14 protein-coding genes are annotated in these 18360 nt (G+C 73.5%); 6 read left to right on the forward strand and 8 right to left on the reverse strand.

Annotated elements, in window-relative coordinates:
* The first annotated feature begins 8 nt into the window (after positions 1-8).
* The 3 genes from ACWC97_RS15710 to ACWC97_RS15720 are packed head-to-tail and all read left to right on the forward strand — an operon-like array spanning position 9 to position 4203.
* Positions 9-1274 carry a glycosyltransferase gene (locus tag ACWC97_RS15710; RefSeq protein ID WP_450649715.1) on the forward strand — a complete coding sequence of 422 codons (1266 nt, stop codon included), beginning with the start codon at positions 9-11 and terminating at the stop codon, positions 1272-1274.
* Positions 1271-2947, forward strand: a complete 1677-nt coding sequence (locus tag ACWC97_RS15715; protein WP_450649717.1) for a lipopolysaccharide biosynthesis protein — start codon at positions 1271-1273, stop codon at positions 2945-2947. Before ACWC97_RS15710 ends, ACWC97_RS15715 begins: the two co-directional genes overlap by 4 nt.
* A complete protein-coding gene (locus tag ACWC97_RS15720) occupies positions 2944-4203 on the forward strand; it encodes a hypothetical protein (protein ID WP_450649719.1) in 1260 nt (419 codons plus the stop codon). Before ACWC97_RS15715 ends, ACWC97_RS15720 begins: the two co-directional genes overlap by 4 nt.
* Here the strand turns inward: ACWC97_RS15720 and ACWC97_RS15725 are convergent.
* Complete coding sequence (locus ACWC97_RS15725; RefSeq protein WP_450649721.1) at positions 4109-5629, reverse strand: hypothetical protein; 1521 nt, start codon at positions 5627-5629, stop codon at positions 4109-4111. The genes ACWC97_RS15720 and ACWC97_RS15725 overlap by 95 nt on opposite strands.
* A gap of 144 nt (positions 5630-5773) precedes the next feature.
* Between ACWC97_RS15725 and ACWC97_RS15730 the strand changes: the two genes are divergently transcribed.
* Complete coding sequence (locus ACWC97_RS15730) at positions 5774-6964, forward strand: glycosyltransferase (RefSeq protein ID WP_450649723.1); 1191 nt, start codon at positions 5774-5776, stop codon at positions 6962-6964.
* On the opposite strand, the gene ACWC97_RS15735 is transcribed toward ACWC97_RS15730, so the two are convergent.
* The 4 genes from ACWC97_RS15735 to gmd all read right to left on the reverse strand — a co-directional run bounded on the left by ACWC97_RS15735 (position 6936) and on the right by gmd (position 11809).
* Positions 6936-7763, reverse strand: a complete 828-nt coding sequence (locus ACWC97_RS15735) for a glycosyltransferase family 2 protein (RefSeq protein WP_450649725.1) — start codon at positions 7761-7763, stop codon at positions 6936-6938. The genes ACWC97_RS15730 and ACWC97_RS15735 overlap by 29 nt on opposite strands.
* A complete protein-coding gene (locus ACWC97_RS15740) occupies positions 7760-8458 on the reverse strand; it encodes a hypothetical protein (RefSeq protein WP_450649727.1) in 699 nt (232 codons plus the stop codon). The genes ACWC97_RS15735 and ACWC97_RS15740 overlap by 4 nt, the downstream gene beginning before the upstream one ends.
* The gene (locus ACWC97_RS15745) at positions 8455-10710 is read right to left on the reverse strand and encodes a LamG-like jellyroll fold domain-containing protein (protein WP_450649729.1); all 2256 of its coding nucleotides are present in this window, start codon (positions 10708-10710) and stop codon (positions 8455-8457) included. The genes ACWC97_RS15740 and ACWC97_RS15745 overlap by 4 nt, the downstream gene beginning before the upstream one ends.
* An 85-nt stretch (positions 10711-10795) precedes the next feature.
* Positions 10796-11809, reverse strand: coding sequence for a GDP-mannose 4,6-dehydratase (gmd, locus tag ACWC97_RS15750; protein WP_352277905.1), 1014 nt, complete (start codon positions 11807-11809; stop codon positions 10796-10798).
* Between the two features lie 129 nt (positions 11810-11938).
* Here gmd and ACWC97_RS15755 point away from each other — a divergent pair, with 129 nt between their 5' ends.
* Positions 11939-12922 (forward strand): GDP-L-fucose synthase family protein, encoded by a 984-nt coding sequence (locus ACWC97_RS15755; RefSeq protein WP_385212538.1) that lies wholly within the window; start codon positions 11939-11941, stop codon positions 12920-12922.
* 57 nt (positions 12923-12979) lie between these two features.
* On the opposite strand, the gene ACWC97_RS15760 is transcribed toward ACWC97_RS15755, so the two are convergent.
* Together ACWC97_RS15760 and ACWC97_RS15765 are read right to left on the reverse strand one after the other, a co-directional pair.
* Positions 12980-14593 carry a sugar transferase gene (locus ACWC97_RS15760; protein ID WP_352277907.1) on the reverse strand — a complete coding sequence of 538 codons (1614 nt, stop codon included), beginning with the start codon at positions 14591-14593 and terminating at the stop codon, positions 12980-12982.
* Between the two features lie 402 nt (positions 14594-14995).
* Entirely contained in the window at positions 14996-16501 is a 1506-nt protein-coding gene (locus ACWC97_RS15765) for a SulP family inorganic anion transporter (RefSeq protein ID WP_450649731.1), read from the reverse strand.
* A gap of 396 nt (positions 16502-16897) precedes the next feature.
* On the opposite strand from ACWC97_RS15765, the gene ACWC97_RS15770 reads away from it, so the two are divergent.
* On the forward strand, positions 16898-17332 hold the full coding sequence (locus tag ACWC97_RS15770; RefSeq protein ID WP_450649732.1) for a MerR family transcriptional regulator: 435 nt from the start codon (positions 16898-16900) through the stop codon (positions 17330-17332).
* A gap of 13 nt (positions 17333-17345) precedes the next feature.
* Here ACWC97_RS15770 and ACWC97_RS15775 read toward each other — a convergent pair whose 3' ends face one another.
* Positions 17346-18341, reverse strand: coding sequence for an MASE1 domain-containing protein (locus tag ACWC97_RS15775; RefSeq protein WP_352277911.1), 996 nt, complete (start codon positions 18339-18341; stop codon positions 17346-17348).
* Between the last annotated feature and the right edge of the window lie 19 nt (positions 18342-18360).

An 18360-nucleotide genomic window follows, 5' to 3' on the forward strand; every position in this document is an offset into this window, starting at 1 on the left:
CGAGCGCCATGACCGATGCCCAGCTTCACCGACCGTTCGACGGCCGCACCCTGCTGCTCGTCTCGACGAACTACGCGCCGGAGCTGACCGGCATCGGCCCGTACGCCGCCCAGCTCGCCGAGCACTGGGCCGCGGCCGGGGCCGACACCCACGTACTGGCCGGGATGCCGCACTACCCGTCCTGGCGGACCGACCCCGGGTACCGGGGGGTGCGGCGGGTCACCGAGGAGCGGGCCGGGGTCACCGTGCACCGGCGTCGGCACTACGTCCCGCCCCGCCAGAGCGCCCTGCGCCGGGCCCTGTTCGAGGCGACCGTGCTCGGCCACGGAGTGCTGTCGCCGCCGGAGACACCCCCGCCGGACGCGGTGGTCGCCCAGATCCCCAGCCTCGCCGGAGGCGTGCTCGGCGCCCGGCTGGCCGCCCGGCACCGGGCCCCCTACATCCCCGTCGTGCAGGACCTGATGGGCGCCGCCGCCGCGCAGAGCGGCATCCGGGGCGGCGGAAGGGCGGCGGCCCTGGCCTCGGCCGCCGAACGCCGCGCGCTGCGCTCCGCCACCCTGGTCGGCGTCATCCACGAGAGCTTCGTGCCCCGCGTCGCCGCGTACGGCGTGGACCCGGGCCGCATCCGCACCGTGCCCAACTGGTCGCACGTACCGACGCCTTCGGCCGACCGGGCCGCGACCCGGGCGCGCCTGGGCTGGGACGAGGGCACCCCGGTCGTGCTGCACTGCGGAAACATGGGGCTCAAACAGGGGCTGGAGGTACTGGTCGACGCCGCCCGGCTGGCCCCCGGGATACACGTGGTGCTCATGGGCGACGGCAACCAGCGCGAGACGCTGCGCGGACGCGCGTCGGGCCTGCGCAACCTCGACTTCCTGCCCCCCGCCGCCGAGGACGAGTTCACCGACGTCCTGGCCGCCGCCGACGTGCTCGTGGTGACCCAGCGGGCCTCCGTCCTCGACATGAGCGTCCCCTCCAAGCTGACCTCCTACTTCGTCTCGGGCCGCCCCGTGGTGGCCTCGGTCGCCGAGGGCGGCGGCACCGCCCAGGAGGTCCACCGCTCCGGAGCCGGCCTCCTGGTCGCCCCCGAGGACCCGGCGGCCCTCCTCTCGGCGGTACGCAACCTCGTCGAGGCACCGGCCAGGGCGGACGCCCTCGGCGCCAACGGACCGCAGTACGTCGCACGCCATCTGGGCCGGGAAGCGGGCCTGGCCCGCTTCGACGCCCTGCTCACCGAGGTCCTCGCGGACGCGCAAGGGAGACCACGCCGATGAACCAGCCGAACACCGCCCTGGAGGACCAGGACGAACCGGCGCTGCTGCGGGACCAGTTCCGCCAGCTGCTGCGCTACCGGACCCTGCTCGTCTCCGGAGTGGTCGCCGGTCTCCTCGGCGGCGGCTGGCTCGCCCTCGGCGGGGAGGACACCTACACCTCCACCGGCGAGGTCGTCGTACGCTCCGCCGCCTCGGACCCCTTCGCCGCCGGCGCCTCCGCCGACAAGGGCATCAACATCGGCTCGGAACGGCAGACCGCCGTCAGCGACACCGTGGGCACCCTGGCCGCCGCCAACCTGGCCCGGCAGGGCGACCGGGTGGAGGTGGAACCCCTGCTGTCCGGCCTCCAGGTCACCAACCCGCCCAACACCCTGGCCCTCCGCTTCGCCTACACCGGCGCCACCCCCGCTCTCGCCCAGCGGCGCGCCCAGGCACTGGCCGCCGCCTATCTGGAGATCCGGCAGCAGCGCACCGAGAACAGCATCGCCAACATGGTCGAGGGCTACCGCGCCCAGCTCGCCCCGCTCACCACCCAGCGCGACCAGCTGACGCAGCAGACCGGCGGAAGCGGCGACGTGACCAGCGCGCGCGCCAACCTCGTCGTCTCGATCTCCGAACTCTCCCGGAAGATCTCCGAGCTGCGCGCCCTGGACACCACACCGGGCTATCTGACGAAGAAACCCGCCACCCCGACCGGACCCAGCGGCCCCTCCCTGCCGCTGCTGCTCGGACTCGGCGGCGTCGTCGGCAGCGCGCTCGGGCTGCTGCTGTCCTGGGTGCGGCTGGTCTTCGACCCGGCCGTACGCTCCACCCGGGAACTGGTCCGCTCGCTCGGCGCCCCCCTGCTCGGCACCCTGCCGAGGGAGCGCTCCGCGACCGGATCGCCCCTGGCCATCGGCCGCGGCGGCAGCCGGCTCGCCGAGGAGTACCGCGCGGTGGCCTTCCGGCTCGCCTACGACCCGTCCTTCGACCGGCGCCGCAGACTCCTGGTCACCGCCCCGCGCGGGGACGGCGCCGCCGCGTCCGCCGCCGCGGCCAACCTGGCCGCCGCCTTCGCCGAGATGGGCCGCGACGTCATCCTGGTCGAGGCGGACCTGCGCACCCCCGCCCTGGCCGCGAACCTCGGCCCCGCCGCCCAGGGCGTCCCGCCGCGCGGCATCAACCGGGGCGAGTGGTCCTGGCCCGCCGAGAGCCGGATGAACGTGGACGTGCCGGGCTCGGGCGCCTTCACCCTGATCGCGGGCCGCCGCACCGACAACGTGCCGCGTGCCCTGACCTCGGCCCTGGTCGGCCGCATCCTCGCCGAGGGCGACCGGCCCGGCGCCGTCGTCATCGTGCTGGCCCCGCCCGTCCTGGCCTACGCCGACGCCGTCGCACTGCTCGACCGGGTGGAGGGCGTCGTCGTGGTCTGCGACCAGCGGGAGGTGCACCGCGCCGACCTGGAACGCATCCGCGAGATCATCGCCGGGGCGGGCGGCTCGGTGCTCGGCGCCCTGCTCCATCCCGGCCTCGGCCGCCCCGAACGCCGGGCCCGCAGCCGCGCCGTCGGACACCGGGCGGGCGGCGGACGACCGGACCGGCGGCCCGGACCGGACGGCCACCCGGCGGACACCGGCGACCCCACCCAGACACTGGGCCTGCGCCCCTTCGACCCCGCCGCCGGACACAGATGAGGGCACGGACCGCGATCGTCTGCTCGGTCGCGGACCAGGGGGTGGCCGCCCTCACCAACATCCTGGTGCTGGTGAGCGCCGCCCGGATCTCCACCACGGCCGACTTCGCCCGCTTCTCGGCGGTCTACCTGGTCTTCACGGTCCTCCTCGGCGTCTCCGGCGCCCACACCGGCCAGCCGCTGGTGCTGCGGCGCGGCGACGGTCCGCAGGTGCGCGGCGCCTGCCGGTCGGCGGTCGCCTTCACCCTGCTCGCGGCGGCGGCGCTCGGCGCCCCGTCGGCCGGGATCTGCCTGCTGCTGCCCGGCGCCACCCCGGCCGCCCTGGCCGCCCTGGGAGCCGTACTCCCCGTCGTCCTGGGACAGGACGCCCTGCGGTACGCCTTCGCCACCCTGCACCGGCCGCACCTCGCGCTCGCCGGTGACACCCTCCGGCTGCTCTGCGTACTGGGCGCCCTCGCCGTACAGCCGCACGGCGTCTCCGCCGCCCGGCTGGTGACCGTCTGGGGGCTGGCCACCCTGCCCGCCCTGCTGCTGTCGGCCGCGCTGCTCCACCGGGAGACGGCCGGGGCGCCGCTGCGGATCGGGGAGCCGCTGCGCCGGGACCGTCTGGGGCGGCGGTTCGTCGTGGAGTTCGGGGTGGGCAACGCCACCGCCCAGCTCTCCGTGCTCGGGCTCGGCACGGTCGGCGACCCGCTGGTGGTCGGCGCCCTGCGCGGCGCGACCACCCTCTTCGGTCCGCTGAACGTGCTCTACGCCTCGGCCACCGGCTTCGGCCCGCCGCTGCTCGGCCGCCTCGCCGACGACCGGAGCCGGATCCGGGCCGCCGCCCTGCTCTCGGCCGTCCTCGCGGTCACCGCCGCCGCCTGGGCCACCGCACTGGCGCTGCTGCCCGAACCGGCCGGCCGCCGGCTGCTCGGCGACACCTGGCCCGTCGCGGCCGCCCTGCTCCCGGCGACCGGCAGCCAGTACGCGGCGATGGCCGTCGGCACCTGCGGGCTGCTGGCCCTGCGGGTCCTCGACCCGCGCACCACCCTCGCCGTCCAGGTGGTCTTCTCGCTCACCGCCGTCGCCCTCCTCACCGGCGGGTACCTGCTCGGCGGGGTGCCGGGCGCCGCCTGGGGGCTCTGCCTCGGCTCGGTCTGCAAGGCGCTGGCCACCTGGATCAGGGTGGTCCGGACCGGGCGCCGGACCGCGGCCGGACCGCTGCCCCCCGGCGCGGACGCCCGTCCCGTCCGCCCGGAGTCCGCAGGCTCATGACCAGCAGCAGGCACAGGGCCGCCACCGCGGGCTTCCCCGCCGCCTGCAACAGCGGGCCGCGCAGCAGGATGAAGGTGTACCCGGCGACGAACGGCACCGCCACCGCGAGAACACCGCCCGGCCCCGGCCCCGCCCGGGAGACGGCCCGCGCGTACCGCCGGTCGGTACGGGCGGCGGCGTACCCGATCAGCGCGAACGCGCCGGCCATGCCCGGAGCCCCGAAGTCCACCCAGATCTCGGCCCACAACGGGGCCGACAGGTTGGTCATGGTCATCCCCATCCACTGACCGACCCGCACCCCGGTGTCCTCCGGCTTGCCCTCCCACACCGAACGGGGCACGAAGAACAGGGCGGACCCCGCCAGTTGACGCCCGTAGCCGTGGCCCCGGCCGTCCACCCAGGTGATGGCGTTGGCGAACATCACCGTCTGGTCGTAGTCCTTGGCGGCCAGCGGCTCGAACACCGACGACGACTCCACCGGCCGGTACCCGTCGCTGTCGTAGCGGAACCGGTCCGCGTACGGGAACAGCACCAACGCCCCCACCACCCCCACGGCCAGCACCGAACGGTACATCGCCGCGCTGCTCGGGAACGCGGTGAACAGCAGCGAGACCAGCACCGTCAGGAACCAGTAACGGGCGTTGGAGAACGGGTTGTTGACGACGACGTTGAGCGCCACCAGCCCGGCCCAGACCAGCACCGTCGACGGGGAACGCCGCGCCCGCCGCGAGGTCACCAGACGGCGGGTGAAGAACAGCAGCGCGAGCAGCGCCGGCACCGTGCCGAAACCCTTGAGGAAGGCCGACCCCACATTGGACTGCCCCGACACCACCCCGCTGGCCGCCACCGAGGCGCTGATCTCCTGACGGCTGCTGAAGAAGACCGCGGGCCCGCCGAGCTTCACGACGTAGTAGCCGCTCGCCGCGAACGCCAGCACCACCAGCACCCTCAGCCGCACCGGATGCGCCACCGCCGGACCGCGCCCCGGCCGTGGGGCCGGCCGCGCGCGCAGGGGCCGCCGGGACGCCAGCAGCGCCCCCAGGTCGAAGGCCGCACACCCCACCAGCACCAGCGCCACCGCCGTCACCAGGTCCGCCCGCGGCCCCACCAGCGGTGTGGGCGTCCGCCCGAGCACGAGCTGGGTGAAGGGCGCCACCCCCATCGCGATGTACACGAACATCCAGAACACACCCTGCAGCAGCCGCCGCCGGGTGGAGAGGATCATCGTCGCGAGCCGCGCCCCCGCGTAGCAGGTCAGCACGAGCTGGAGCCAGTACGCGGCGTCCCGCGCCCCGTCGCCCGGCTGCGCGGCGACCACCGCCGGCAGGAAGCAGACCAGGGCGAGGATGAGGGGGATCGCCAGGGCGCGCGAGAGCATCGCCCACGACATGGGCTTCGCCGGTGGCGCCGCCTCCCGCGCGGACATCGTCTGCTCCCCGCCTCCATGGACCGGAGGGTCCGCGCACCATGGAGCCGCGTACCCGTGAACCGTGAACACTCTAACGAATCAACCCACTTGGGGTGTTTGGACGACTAGTCTCGGGGCGTCGGCCGAGGGCTGGAGGGCCTGGTGAAGATCCTGCACATCGTCACACTGCACACCCCGGACCACGCGTTCGGCGGACCGACCAGGGTGGCGCTCAATCTGTCGAAGGCCCAGCGGGCCGCAGGCCACGACGCCAGGATCATGGCACTCGCCGACGGATTCGACGAACCGCCGCCCCGTACGGTCGAAGGCGTACCGGCCCACCTCTTCCCGGCCCGCCACCCGCTGCCCGCCTTCGAGGTCAGCGGCATCACCTCCGGAGCGCTGCTGCGCACCGCCCACCGGATGGCACGCGGCGCCGACATCGTCCATCTCCACCTGATGCGCGACCTGGTGACCCTCCCCGCCGGACTGCTCACCCTGGCCTCCGGCACGCCCCTGGTCGTCCAGACCCACGGCATGGTCGACCCCACCGAGAACCGGATCGCCCGGCTCACCGACCTGCTGGGCGTACGCCGCGTCCTGCGCGGCGCCGACGTCGTACTGCACCTCACCGAGACCGAGCGCCGCGAGGTGGAAGCGGTCGCCGCGCCCGTGCCGCCGGCCCGCGCCGTACGACTGGTCAACGGGGTGCGCCCGCAGCCGATCAAGACCGCCCGGACCCCGGGGCGCCCGCCGACGGTCCTCTTCCTCGCCCGGGTGCAGCAGCGCAAGCGACCCGAGGACTTCGTCGCCGCGATGCCCGAGGTCCTGGCCCGCCACCCCGACGCCCGCTTCGTGCTGGCCGGACCCGACACCGGGGCCCTGCTCGCCACCCTGCGGCTCGCCCGCCGGCTGGGCGTGGCGGACTCGCTCGACCAGGTGGGGCCGCTCGGCCACGAGGAGGTCCTGGCGGCGGGGCGGGCGGCCGATGTGTACGTGCTGCCCTCGATCGAGGAACCGCTCGGCGTCTCCGTCCTCGAAGCGATGTCGGTGGGCACCCCCGTGGTGATCACCCGCACATGCGGGCTCGCCCCCGACGTGGCGCGCGCGGGCGCGGGCCGGGTGATCGACAGCCGGGTGGGCGAGGACGGGCAGAACGCGCACAAGGTCGCCACGGCCGTCCTGGAGCTGCTCGAACCGGAGGCCAACTCCAGGGCGGGGAAGGCCGCGTGGGAGCTGGTCAACGCGGACTTCACCATCGACGCCGTCGCCGAATCCCTCCGGCGGACCTACGAGGACGTGCTCCGCCGGAGGGACGGCCGGGTCAGGGGACGCGCCCCTCGCGGGACTTGAGCGCGATCTGCCAGCGGTAGAAGCTCATCGCCACCGCGAAGTCGAACCCCGCCCGCCCGTCGAGGAACCCCCGCCGGTAGACGTACATGTAGACGAAGGACACCAGCGGCTTGAACGGCGCCCGGTGGAACAACTGCCCCTGGCGGGACTTCGCCCGGCGCACCTGTTCCTTGACCTCGGGGTGGTGCTCCAGCCACGCCTCCCAGTCCGAGTAGCGGTTGTGCCGTTCGAACCAGGCGGCGACCGGGTCGAGGTCCTGGTGCTCGATCGGATGGCGCAGCGCCCCGACCTCGTCGGCGACCGGCTGGTAGTGCCCCTCGACCTCGCCGATGCCCGGTGCGTCGAGATCCGCCACCTCCGGGTACCGGCAGCGGGTCCGGTCGGTCAGCGACCGCTTGCGGATGGTGTAGCCGTGCCGCAGCCGCTTCCCGGCGAACCAGTAGCCGAGCGGGATGTCGTACGCGGCCGGCTTCGGCGAACCGGGGTCGGCGAAGATCCGGCGCAGCTCGGCCAGCAGGCCGGGGCTGATCCGCTCGTCCCCGTCGAGCAGCAGGATCCAGTCCAGGTCCGTGCGGACATGGTCCAGGCACCACTGCTTCTTGCGCGGATGGCCGCCGTCCCAGGTGTACGTGACCACCTCGGCCCCGCACTCCTCGGCGATCTTCACCGTGTCGTCCGTGCTGTGCGAGTCCACGACGACGACCGCCTCGAAGTGGCCGAGCACCGAGCCGACCGCCTCGGCGATGTTGAGCCCCTCGTTCCTCGTGGGGATCGCCACGGCTATCGGAAGCTTCTTCATCCGAGGTCCCCTTCGGGCAGCCAGGCGTAGCAGCCTGTGGAGGTGAAGGCGCGGGCGTCACGGCCCAGGGTGAGGACGGTCCGCTTCCCGTTGTCGGTCCCGCCCCCCTCGGCGAGCGGGGTGCCGTCGGCGCCGGTGATCCGCCAGGCGCAGCCCTCGGTGGGGGAGACGACCCGGTAGCGGCCCGGCCGCAGCCGCGCGCCCTGGAACGTGCCGTCCGGGTATCCCCGGGCCGCGTCCCGCAGCAGGTCGCGGCGCTGGGGGCAGAGGTGCTCGATCGCCGGCTCCGCGTCGGCGATCTCACCGGTCAGGAGCGCGCCGACCGCCACGTCCCGGTCGGCCTTCACCAGGTAGCGCAGCCGGTCGCAGGTCTCCTGGCCGGTCTGGAGCACGGCCGCCGGGTCCATGCCCCGGGGCACCCGGTCGGTCAGGTACTCCTTCTGCTTCCCGGTGAACGAACCGGTGGCCGGGGTGAGCTGCTCGACCGGGATCCTCGGCGGTTCGGTGGTGCGCGGGGCCGAGGGGTCTGCGGGGTCCCGGGGGACGGAGGAGGCGTGCGGGGGCGGGGTCGCGCCGGTGCCGGCCGCCTCCGGCGCGCCGCCCGGGTGCGGGGCCGGGGAGGGCGACGAGCCGCAGGCGGCCAGCGCCGCCGTCAGGACGACGACGGCGGCACCGGCCCGGAACGGACCCCTCATCCGCTGGTCCTCAGCGCGTAGTGGGCACTGATCTGCGCACTGGTCAGCGCGGTCGGGTAGACGGCGGTCTCGTCGACCTGACCGGCGAAGAACGTGCTGGACGGCTTGTTCGGCCAGCCGTTCAGGTTGTCCCCGCCGACCCGCCAGTAGCCGTCGTACTTCTCGTTGGTGGTGTACTGGGTGGTCGAGGCGCGCAGCACCCCGTCGACGTACAGTGCCATTCCGCCGGTGCCCTGGGTGGCGACGACGTGGTGCCAGGCGCCGTTGTTGTACGCGGCGGGGGTGGTGATGGTGCGGGCGCTGCCGCTCTTCACGCCGAAGACCAGCTTCCCGTCGTCGCGCATGTAGATGTGCTTGTCGTACTGGGTGCTGTCCTGCATGGTCAGATTGCTGAAGCCGACGATCCGGCCGCCCGTGGTGGTCGTGGTCCGGAACCAGGTCTCCACGGAGAACTTGGCGGGCTGCGGGTGGCGCTTGTTGCTGTAGACGTACTGGCTGGTCCCGTTGAGGCCGAGCGCCGTGGACGGGCCCGCGACGGCGGCCGGGACCGCCTGCCGGGTGGGGGAGTTGCGGGCGAAGCCGTTGTCGCGGCCGCCGCCGGTGTCGCCGACGAACGTCGAGGGGTCGTCGTACCGCCAGTACAGCGAGGCGCCGTCGGAGAGGACCCTGGCCGGGTACTTCGCGGCGGCGGACGCCACGGTCGCGGAGACGGCGGGCGACTTGGCGCTGGTGTTGGTGCCGTCGCTCGCGGTGATCCGGTACGTGTGGGTCTCGCCCGGTGCCACGTCCGTGTCGGTCCACCTCAGCTGAGGCCGGTCCCAGAACACCGAGTAGCCGGTCGTGGTGTACACCGGGGTGGTCCCGCCGTCCCGGTAGATCCGGTAGGTGAGGGTGCCGTCGTCGGTGTCGAAACTGGCCTGCCAGTTCACCTCCACCTTGCCGGCGGCGACCGTGGAGACGCTGACGTTCGGCACCCAGGGCGCCCCGGTGTCCGGGCCGTCGGCGAACCGGGTCAGCCCCTGCTGGGCGGTGCCGTTGACGGTGGTGAACTCGCCGCCCACCCAGAGGTAGTGGTGACCGCCCTTGTCCGCCTGGGCCATCACCCTCGGCCCGACCGGCTCGCCGATGCCGTCGTTGGTGTCCGGGAACCAGGGCAGCAGGGTGGGATCGGTCACCGACTGGGCCAGCAGATGCTTGCGCGGCTGGTTGGGGAACTCGCCCATGGTGGCGCAGTCATGGGCGTGGGACCCGCTGTACAGAACGTCCTTGTACACCAGGACGGCCTGGGTCGCGCCGAGGCAGGTGTCCCGCCAGCGCTGCGCGAAGGTGCCCAGGTCCAGGGCGATCCGCCCGTCGAACACACCGCCCCCGGTGCCCTCGTTGGCGGTGTAGAAACCGGTGGCGTCGGTCGCCAGGTCCTTCACCACTGAGGCGTCGGGGATGAACCCGGCCGGATAGCTCTTGGCCACCGCCCCGGTCGTCGCGTCGACGACCGCCAGCGCGTGCGACGTGGTGCCGTTGACGGTGAAGAAGTCGCCGCCGAGCAGCACGTGCTTGCCGTCCGGGGTGAGCTCGACCGCCCGGCCCACCTCGTCGGTGTCCGCCTTCCACGGCTTCAGCGCGGCCGCCGTGGTGACCGCGGCGAACTTGTTCCTGGTCTGCCCGGCCACCGAGTTGAAGTCGCCCCCGAGATACACGGTGTCGGCGGTGACGCTCAGCGCCCGCACCGTCGCGGAGACGGCGAGCTTGAAGTCCTGGCGCGGGGTGCAGGTGGCGGTGTCGATCGCGGCGATGTTGCTGACCCCGACCCCGCTCACCGACCCGAACTGGCCGCCGACATACAGGGTCTTCTGATCCGGTGAGAGCGCCAGGGCGCGCACGGTGGCCGTCCCGGACGACAGGGTGAACGAGAGCCGGCAGTCGGTCGGTTCGCCCGTCGCGGCGTCGAAGGCGGCGAAGTTCACCGCCGGTTGCTCCGAGGTGCCGGCCGCCGCGCCGGGCGGGCGGACGGTGGAGAAGGTCCCGCCGGTGTAGACGACGCCACTGGACGAACCGGCCATCGCCCAGACGATGCCGTTGGTCTGCCAGGTGGACAGGTCGTCCGCCGTCAGCGCGACCGGTGCGGTGAGGGCCGAGGCGGGCGAGGTCACCGACGCCGCGGCGGACAGGGCCCCGGCGAGCAGGGCGAGCGCCGCGGCCGCGGCACGCAGCCGGCCGGGCCCGGAGCGTCTGCGCCCCGTGGTTGCGTTCATCATTCGGCTCCGATGGTGAGAGCGAGCGGCGACCGGGCGGCCGCCGTCGGTGAGGGGCGCACAGCGGCGCCGGGGCCGCGAGGTCTCATCGGTCCACCCGCACGGACGCTCCGGCGAGCTGGTCGGACAACTGCCGGATGTCCGCCTCGACCATGATCCTGGCGAGCTCCCGGGACCGCACCACCGGTTTCCAGCCGAGCAGTTCCTCGGCCTTGGCGGCGTCCCCGATCAGGGCGTCCACTTCGCTGGGACGTTCGTACTTGGCGTCGTGGCGGACGTGTTCGCGCCAGTCGAGGCCCGCGTGCGCGAAGGCGTACTCCAGGAACCGCCGGACGCTGACGCCCTCGCCGGTGGCGACCACATAGTCGTCCGGGGTGTCGCGCTGGAGCATCCGCCACATCGCCTCGACGTACTCGGGGGCGTACCCCCAGTCGCGGACCGCGTCCAGATTGCCCAGGTGGAGATGGGTCTGCAGGCCCGCCTTGATCCTGGCCACGCCCCGGGTGATCTTCCGGGTCACGAAGGTCTCACCGCGGCGCGGGGACTCGTGGTTGAAGAGGATCCCGTTCACCGCGAACATCCCGTACGCCTCGCGGTAGTTGACGGTGGACCAGTACGAGTAGACCTTCGCGACGCTGTACGGGCTGCGCGGATGGAACGGGGTGCGCTCGTTCTGCGGCGGCGGGTTGGCGCCGAACATCTCGGACGACGACGCCTGGTAGACCCGGGTGTCGATCCCGCTGGCCCGGACCGCCTCCAGCAGCCGGACGGTACCGAGTCCGGTCACGTCCCCCGTGTACAGCGGGGCGTCGAACGAGACGCGGACATGCGACTGCGCGCCCAGGTTGTAGACCTCGTCCGGCCGGATGTCGCGCAGCAGGTTGACCAGCGCGACCCCGTCGGCGAGGTCGGCGTGGTGCAGCAGGAACGAGCGGTTCTCCTCCTCGGGTCCCTGGTAGATGTGGTCTATCCGCTCGGTGTTGAAGCTCGACGAGCGTCTGATCAGCCCATGGACGGTGTACCCCTTGTCGAGCAGCAGCTCGGCCAGGTACGAGCCGTCCTGGCCGGTCACGCCGGTGATGAGCGCGGTCTTCGCCACGATTCCCCCTTCTCCGGTCACCTCGGTGACCGTTGTCTCCGCACCGAATGCTTTCCGCCGGGATAGCCGCATCGGGCGATCCCCGGCAAGACGTCATCACCGACCGCGCCGACTGGCAGAATCCGGCCCATGACGACCGATCTCCCCGGCCGCCCCCGGGATTCCGCCCGTCCGCTGCTGCGATCCGGCGCGCGCGTCTTCGTCGCCGGGCACCGCGGCCTGGTCGGCTCGGCGGTGGCCCGCCGCCTGACCGCCGAGGGGTACGAGGTGCTCACCCGGGACCGCGACCGGCTGGACCTGCGCGACGGCGAACGGACCGGGGCGTTCCTCCGTTCCGCCCGGCCGGACGCCGTGGTGCTGGCCGCCGCCCGGGTCGGCGGGATCATGGCCAACAGCACGTACCCCGTGCAGTTCATCGAGGACAACCTGCGCATCCAGCTGAGCGTGATCGCCGGGGCGCACGCGGCCGGGACCGAGCGGCTCCTCTTCCTCGGCTCCTCGTGCATCTACCCCCGGCTCGCCCCGCAGCCGATCCCCGAAAGCGCCCTGCTCACCGGCGCGTTGGAGCCGACGAACGAGCCGTACGCCATCGCCAAGATCGCCGGGATCACGCAGATCCGCTCCTACCGCAGGCAGTACGGCGCCTCCTACATCAGCGCCATGCCCACCAATCTCTACGGACCCGGCGACACCTTCGACCTCGCGACCTCGCACGTTCTGCCCGCGCTGATCCGCCGGTTCCACGAGGCCCGCGTCGGCGGCGCGCCGGAGGTCGTGCTCTGGGGGTCGGGGAGCCCGCGCCGGGAGTTCCTGCACGTCGACGACCTGGCTGCCGCCTGCCTGCTGCTGCTGGAGCGGTACGACGGCGACGAACCGGTCAACATCGGCTGCGGAAGCGATCTGACCATCCGCGAACTCGCCGGGCTCGTCGCGGATGTGACCGGATTTCGCGGGAAGGTCGGCTGGGACGCGGACAAGCCGGACGGCACCCCGCGCAAGCTGCTCGACGTCTCCCGCCTCACCGCCCTCGGCTTCGCGCCGCGGATCGCGCTGCGCGACGGGATCGCCGGGACCTACGCGTGGTGGCTGGAACAGCACGCCGACAAGGGGTGAGCGTCCGGGCGTGCCGTCCCGGGGCGCGGGGGCTCCTCGCATCGTCCGCCGCCGCTCTCAGTACGCCCCGCGGCCGTCGGCGACGGCGCGCAGCGTGCGGGCCATGAGCCCCATGTCCGTGGCCACCGACCAGTTGTCGACGTACCAGAGGTCGAGGGAGACCGTCTCCTGCCAGGACAGGTCGGAGCGGCCGCTGACCTGCCAGAGGCCGGTCAGCCCCGGCCGCACCGCGAGGCGGCGCAGCTCGCGCTCGTCGTAGCGGGACACCTCGTCCGGCAGCGGGGGCCGGGGGCCGACCAGCGACATCTCGCCGCGGACCACATTGAGCAGCTGGGGCAGCTCGTCGAGCGAGGTACGGCGCAGCAGGCGGCCGACGGCGGTGACCCGGGGGTCGCGGCGCATCTTGAACATCGGGCCGTCGGTCTCGTTCTCGGCGGCCAGGCGCGGCTTGCGGCTCTCGGCGTCGAGGACCATCGTGCGGAACTTCCACATGGTGAAGGGCCGGTTGTTCCGGCCCTGGCGGATCTGGCGGTGGAAGACCGGACCGGCGGAGCCGAGCCGGACCGCCGCCCCGATCAGCACCAGCAACGGGGCCAGGGCCAGCAGGCCGAGGGCGGCGCCCAACCGGTCCACCACCGCCTTCACGACCGGCTGCGGCCCCCGGCGCAGCGGCGGCGCGATGTGCAGCAGGGTGAGCCCGGCCGCCTCGGCGGGCCGGACGCGGGCGGGCGCGAGGCCGGAGAGCCCCGGCAGGACGGACAGCGCGAGCCCGCCGTCGTGCAGCCCCCAGGAGAGCCGGGTCAGCCGCTCCTCGGAGAGCCGGGGGCCGGGGACCACCAGGGCCAGGTCCGCGTCCTGGGCGAAGGCCCCGCCCAGGACGGTCGACACGTCGTCGTCGGCGGGCTGTGGGGCGAGGCGGCCCGGCACCGGCACCCCGCACCCCAGCGGCGCGCCCCCCACCGGCACCGCGGCCACGACCCGGTACGGATGGTCGGTCCGGGACGCGAGAGCCCGCACCGCCCGGTCCACCCCCGGCGCTTCACCGACCACCAGCACCCGCCGGACCGGGCCGCGCCGGTGTCCGGGCCGGGGCAGCCGCCGCAGGGCCTGCGCCGCGACGGAGGCGGGCAGGGCGGGCAGCACGGCCAGGACCGCCGTCCCGGGACCGACCGGATCGCCGGTCAGTCCGCGCAGTACGGCGAGCACACCCATGAGCAGCAGCCAGTCACCGGCCGAGGCCAGGACTCCCGTGGCCCCGTCCGGCGGACGGTCGGCGTACCGGCCGCGTAACGCCCGCAGCCCCGACCAGAGCAGCGCGGCCGAGGCGACGGAGACGGCGAGCGGCGCGGGCGGCAGCCCCGCGGCGCGCAGCACCAGCCACGCGGGTATCCCCAGCCCGAGGAGCTCGGCGCCGAGGACGGCCGTCTGTGTGCCGGGTATGTGCTCGGGCGCCCTCGCCCCCTGGGGGGCCGGGCCGGTCCTGCGGCGGGGCCCGGCCGGTGTCCGCCGCCGGGGGCCGGTGCCGTTGCCCCGGGGCGGCTCCGGCAGCGGGTGCGGGCGCCGCACCCCGGGAGCTCTTGTCCGGATCGCGCCGGGCTGATTCGAACGAAGCACCCAGGCCGGTCCCGGCCGGGCCGACCTGTCCGCATCGGGTAGCTCGGCGTACCCCATGAACCCCCCAGTCGCCGTCGCAACGTCATGAGCAGGGCGCATCCGCCGATCTCCTGGTCCGACGGACGCGCCCACGCTCGCTGCACGATATCCACACGTGTGGCTTTTCGCTGGAGTTCTCGTGAAGTTCAGACATGTGTACTGGCTCGGTTCTCGTCCCGTTCCGCGCCGGATCGATCGGTCTGTGGCCGAGTGCGGCATTTGAAGTACGCCCGAATGCGGAGGTGTGGGGGCATCCGTGCCGGTCGACCGCTCGGGTCGCCCACCCAGGTTGGTTCGCCACGGGGCGCCGCCGGGAGGCCTTCCCCGGCCAACAAACGAGCGAACAGCCGTACGGTGACGCCGTTGGCCGGAAAGCTTCGGCGCGGTGGTGCGCCGGACCGGCCGGGGGCGCCCCGTGGGTCAGTGGCCGCCGGTGAGTCCGCCGGTCAGCCTGGCGTGGAGGTCTGCGCTCGGGTCGTTCAGGCCGGTGATCTCCACCGTCTTGCCGCGCTGGGCGTACTTGGTCCCGATCGCGTCCAGGGTGGCCACGGAGGAGGCGTCCCAGACGTGGGCGGCCGACAGGTCGATGACGACCTTGTCCGGGTCGCCGGCGTAGTCGAACCGGCCGACGAGGTCGTTGGAGGAGGCGAAGAACAGTTCTCCGGTGACCCGGTAGACCACCGTGCGGCCGTCGGGGTCGGTGACGGCGGTGACCCCGGTGAGGTGGGCGACGCGCCTGGCGAAGACGGCCATGGCGGTGAGGGAACCGACGACGACGCCGATGGCGAGGTTGTCGGTGGCGACCACCACGATCACGGTGATGGCCATGACGGCGATCTCGCCGGCGGGCATCCGCTTCAGGGTCCTGGGGGCGATGGAGTGCCAGTCGAACGTCGCGAAGGACACCATGACCATCACGGCGACGAGGGCGGCCATCGGGATGTCGGAGACGACGGGGCCGAAGACGATGCACAGCACCATCAGGAACACGCCCGCCAGGAAGGTGGAGAGGCGGGTACGGGCGCCGGAGACCTTCACGTTGATCATCGTCTGGCCGATCATGGCGCAGCCGCCCATGCCGCCGAAGAAGCCGGTGACGATGTTGGCCACGCCCTGGCCGATCGACTCGCGGGTCTTGGAGGAGCGGGTGTCGGTGAGGTCGTCGACGAGCTTCGCCGTCATCAGTGATTCCATCAGGCCGACCAGCGCCATCGCGAACGCGTACGGGGCGATCGTCGTCAGGGTGTCGAGGGTGAACGGCACGTCCGGCAGGCCCGGTACGGGCAGCGAGGACGGCAGCGTGCCCCTGTCGCCGACGGTCGGCACCGCTATCCCGGCCCCGACCGTGATGACGGTCAGGACGACGATCGAGACGAGCGGGGCGGGAACCACCCTGGTGACCTTCGGGAAGAACACCATCAGGGCCAGCCCGCCGGTGATCAGCGGATACACCGCCCAGGGCACGTCGTGCATCTCGGGCACCTGCGCCATGAAGATCAGGATCGCGAGGGCGTTGACGAAGCCGACCATCACGCTGCGCGGCACGAACCGCATCAGCTTCGCCACCCCGAGCGCGCCCAGGACCACCTGGAAGACACCGGCCAGGATGACGGTGGCGAAGAGGTGGCCCAGGCCGTGCTCCCGGTTCAGGGGAGCGATCACGAGGGCGACGGCGCCGGTGGCGGCGGAGATCATCGCCCGGCGTCCGCCGACGACGGAGATGACCACGGCCATGGTGAAGGAGGCGAACAGGCCGACCGCCGGGTCGACCCCGGCGATGATCGAGAAGGAGATCGCCTCGGGGATCAGGGCGAGGCCGACGACCAGCCCGGCCAGGACCTCGGTGCGCCAGACCCTGGGGTCGTTCAGCCAGTCGGGCCTGAGGCCGCGCAGCCACGCGGCGGGGGTCGCAGCAGCAGAAGACAAGGGGATGCGTACCTGTCGTGCTTGGGCACACCGGGGGCGGGCCGGGGCGTGCGGGGAGGAGCCGCGGGAGACCGGCCGGTATCCCGTGGGCGGCCCGGGTCGGGCCGGGGGTCGTGGCGGGCGTGGGCCGGGGGCCCGGGTGGTGTCCGGACCGACGGGTCACGTCCGGGGGCGGAGCGTCACGGCGGGCAGGCGGCGGCGATCGGCGTCATGGGCTCGCGCACGCTCTCTCCTGCGAGAATCGGGATGTCGCCGGGAACGTCATCGGCCCCGGAACGGCGGCGGGGCGGTCGGACCGCGCTCGCCTTCAGCAACTCTACCCTAACGTTAGGGTAGAGATCGGTGAGGTCGTGGTGGGCCGAGTCCCGCCACGACGGGGAGGACCAGGGAGACGGCGTGGACGACAGGCACATGCAGATCGGCGAGGTCGCCGCGCGGACGGAGCTGTCCCTGCGCACCATCCGGCACTACGAGGAGACCGGCCTGGTCATTCCCTCCGCCCGGTCCCAGGGCGGGTTCCGCCTCTACACCGAGACGGACGTCGCCCGGCTCATGGTGATCCGCCGGATGAAGCCCCTGGGCTTCACGCTGGAGCAGATGCGCGACCTGCTGGACGCCACCGACCGCCTGGACGGCGCTGACGCTCTCGACGACGGCGAGCGCGAGGCGCTGCTGGAGCGCGTGCGGACCTACCGGCAGACCGCCACCGAGCAGGTGGAGAAGCTGCGCGTCCAGCTGGCCCGCGCCGAGGACTTCGCCGCCACCCTGGGGGCCCGCCTGGAGCGGGACGCTCCGGCCGCGGGGGAGCACGTGCGTCCCGGACGACGGTGACGGGGCGCGCGGTTCAGCGGTGGTCGACCCCGTCCCCGGACCGGGGCGGCCAGGCCGCCGCGGCTCGTCCGGGCGCCAGCTGATCGACCACTTCGGCCAGTTCCTCGCAGGCGCGTTCGATGCGGTGGCGGACGTTGAGCTGCTCGGTCACCACCGCCGCGAGGAGCAGCGCGGTCAGGGCCACGCAGCCGTTGAACACGGCGAGGCTGACCATCACATGGACGATCGCCAGCCCCTCGAACGGGCCCGCTCCCTCCGTACCGGCGGCCGCGGCCAGCACCGACACCAGCAGGGCGCAGGGCGCGCTGCCCGCCAGCTGAAAGCGGAGCGCGGCCCAGACGATCAGGGGGAACACCAGGCAGATCATGGACAGCGAGCTGCGGGTGGCCACCAGCGACACCACCACCGAGACGACCGCCAGCGCACTCGCCTCGCCCCACCGGTCACCGGCCCGGGGCAGCCGGGCCCTGCGCAGCACGAGCAGCAGCGGGGTGACCACGAGCACCCCCATCGCGTCCCCCGACCACCAGGCCGCCCAGACCGGCCAGAATCCGCTCTGCGGCAGCTCGCCGTCGATCAGCAGCATGCCCGCGCCCACGGTCGCGCTCACCGTCATCCCGGCCAGCGCGCCGAGGAAGACCAGCACGACCCCGTCGCGCAGCCGGTCCAGCTCGCTGCGGAATCCGGCCCTGCGCAGCATCAGGTACGAGCAGAGCGGGGCCGCGGTGTTGCCCGCCACCACGACGAAGGTGGACGGGGTGACCGACCCGCTGAGCGTGGCGACGACGAGCAGCGAGCCGAGCGCGACACCGGGCCAGACCCCCGGCCCCAGGAGGACCAGCGCGCCCAGCGCGATACCGGTCGGCGGCCAGAGCGGGGTGACGACCGCCCCGTGGACGGAGACCTGCTCGATGAGGCCGAGCCCGCCGGCCGCGTAGTAGGCGGCGGCGACCGCCAGGACACGCAGGACGGTCGCCGCCGTCCGCCCGGTTCTCTCACTGCGGATCACGCGTCTCATCAGACACCGG

This window comes from Streptomyces sp. NPDC001108 (assembly GCF_053598535.1).

Excerpts from the sequence above, each read along its gene's own strand:
- ACWC97_RS15755 (WP_385212538.1), top strand. The coding sequence starts at position 11,939 with ATGACGACCGATCTCCCCGGCCGCCCCCGGGATTCCGCCCGTCCGCTG.
- ACWC97_RS15740 (WP_450649727.1), bottom strand. The coding sequence starts at position 8,458 with ATGAGGGGTCCGTTCCGGGCCGGTGCCGCCGTCGTCGTCCTGACGGCG.
- ACWC97_RS15710 (WP_450649715.1), top strand. The coding sequence starts at position 9 with ATGACCGATGCCCAGCTTCACCGACCGTTCGACGGCCGCACCCTGCTG.
- ACWC97_RS15735 (WP_450649725.1), bottom strand. The coding sequence starts at position 7,763 with ATGAAGAAGCTTCCGATAGCCGTGGCGATCCCCACGAGGAACGAGGGG.
- ACWC97_RS15725 (WP_450649721.1), bottom strand. The coding sequence starts at position 5,629 with ATGTCCGCGCGGGAGGCGGCGCCACCGGCGAAGCCCATGTCGTGGGCG.
- ACWC97_RS15760 (WP_352277907.1), bottom strand. The coding sequence starts at position 14,593 with ATGGGGTACGCCGAGCTACCCGATGCGGACAGGTCGGCCCGGCCGGGA.
- ACWC97_RS15745 (WP_450649729.1), bottom strand. The coding sequence starts at position 10,710 with ATGAACGCAACCACGGGGCGCAGACGCTCCGGGCCCGGCCGGCTGCGT.
- ACWC97_RS15715 (WP_450649717.1), top strand. The coding sequence starts at position 1,271 with ATGAACCAGCCGAACACCGCCCTGGAGGACCAGGACGAACCGGCGCTG.
- ACWC97_RS15720 (WP_450649719.1), top strand. The coding sequence starts at position 2,944 with ATGAGGGCACGGACCGCGATCGTCTGCTCGGTCGCGGACCAGGGGGTG.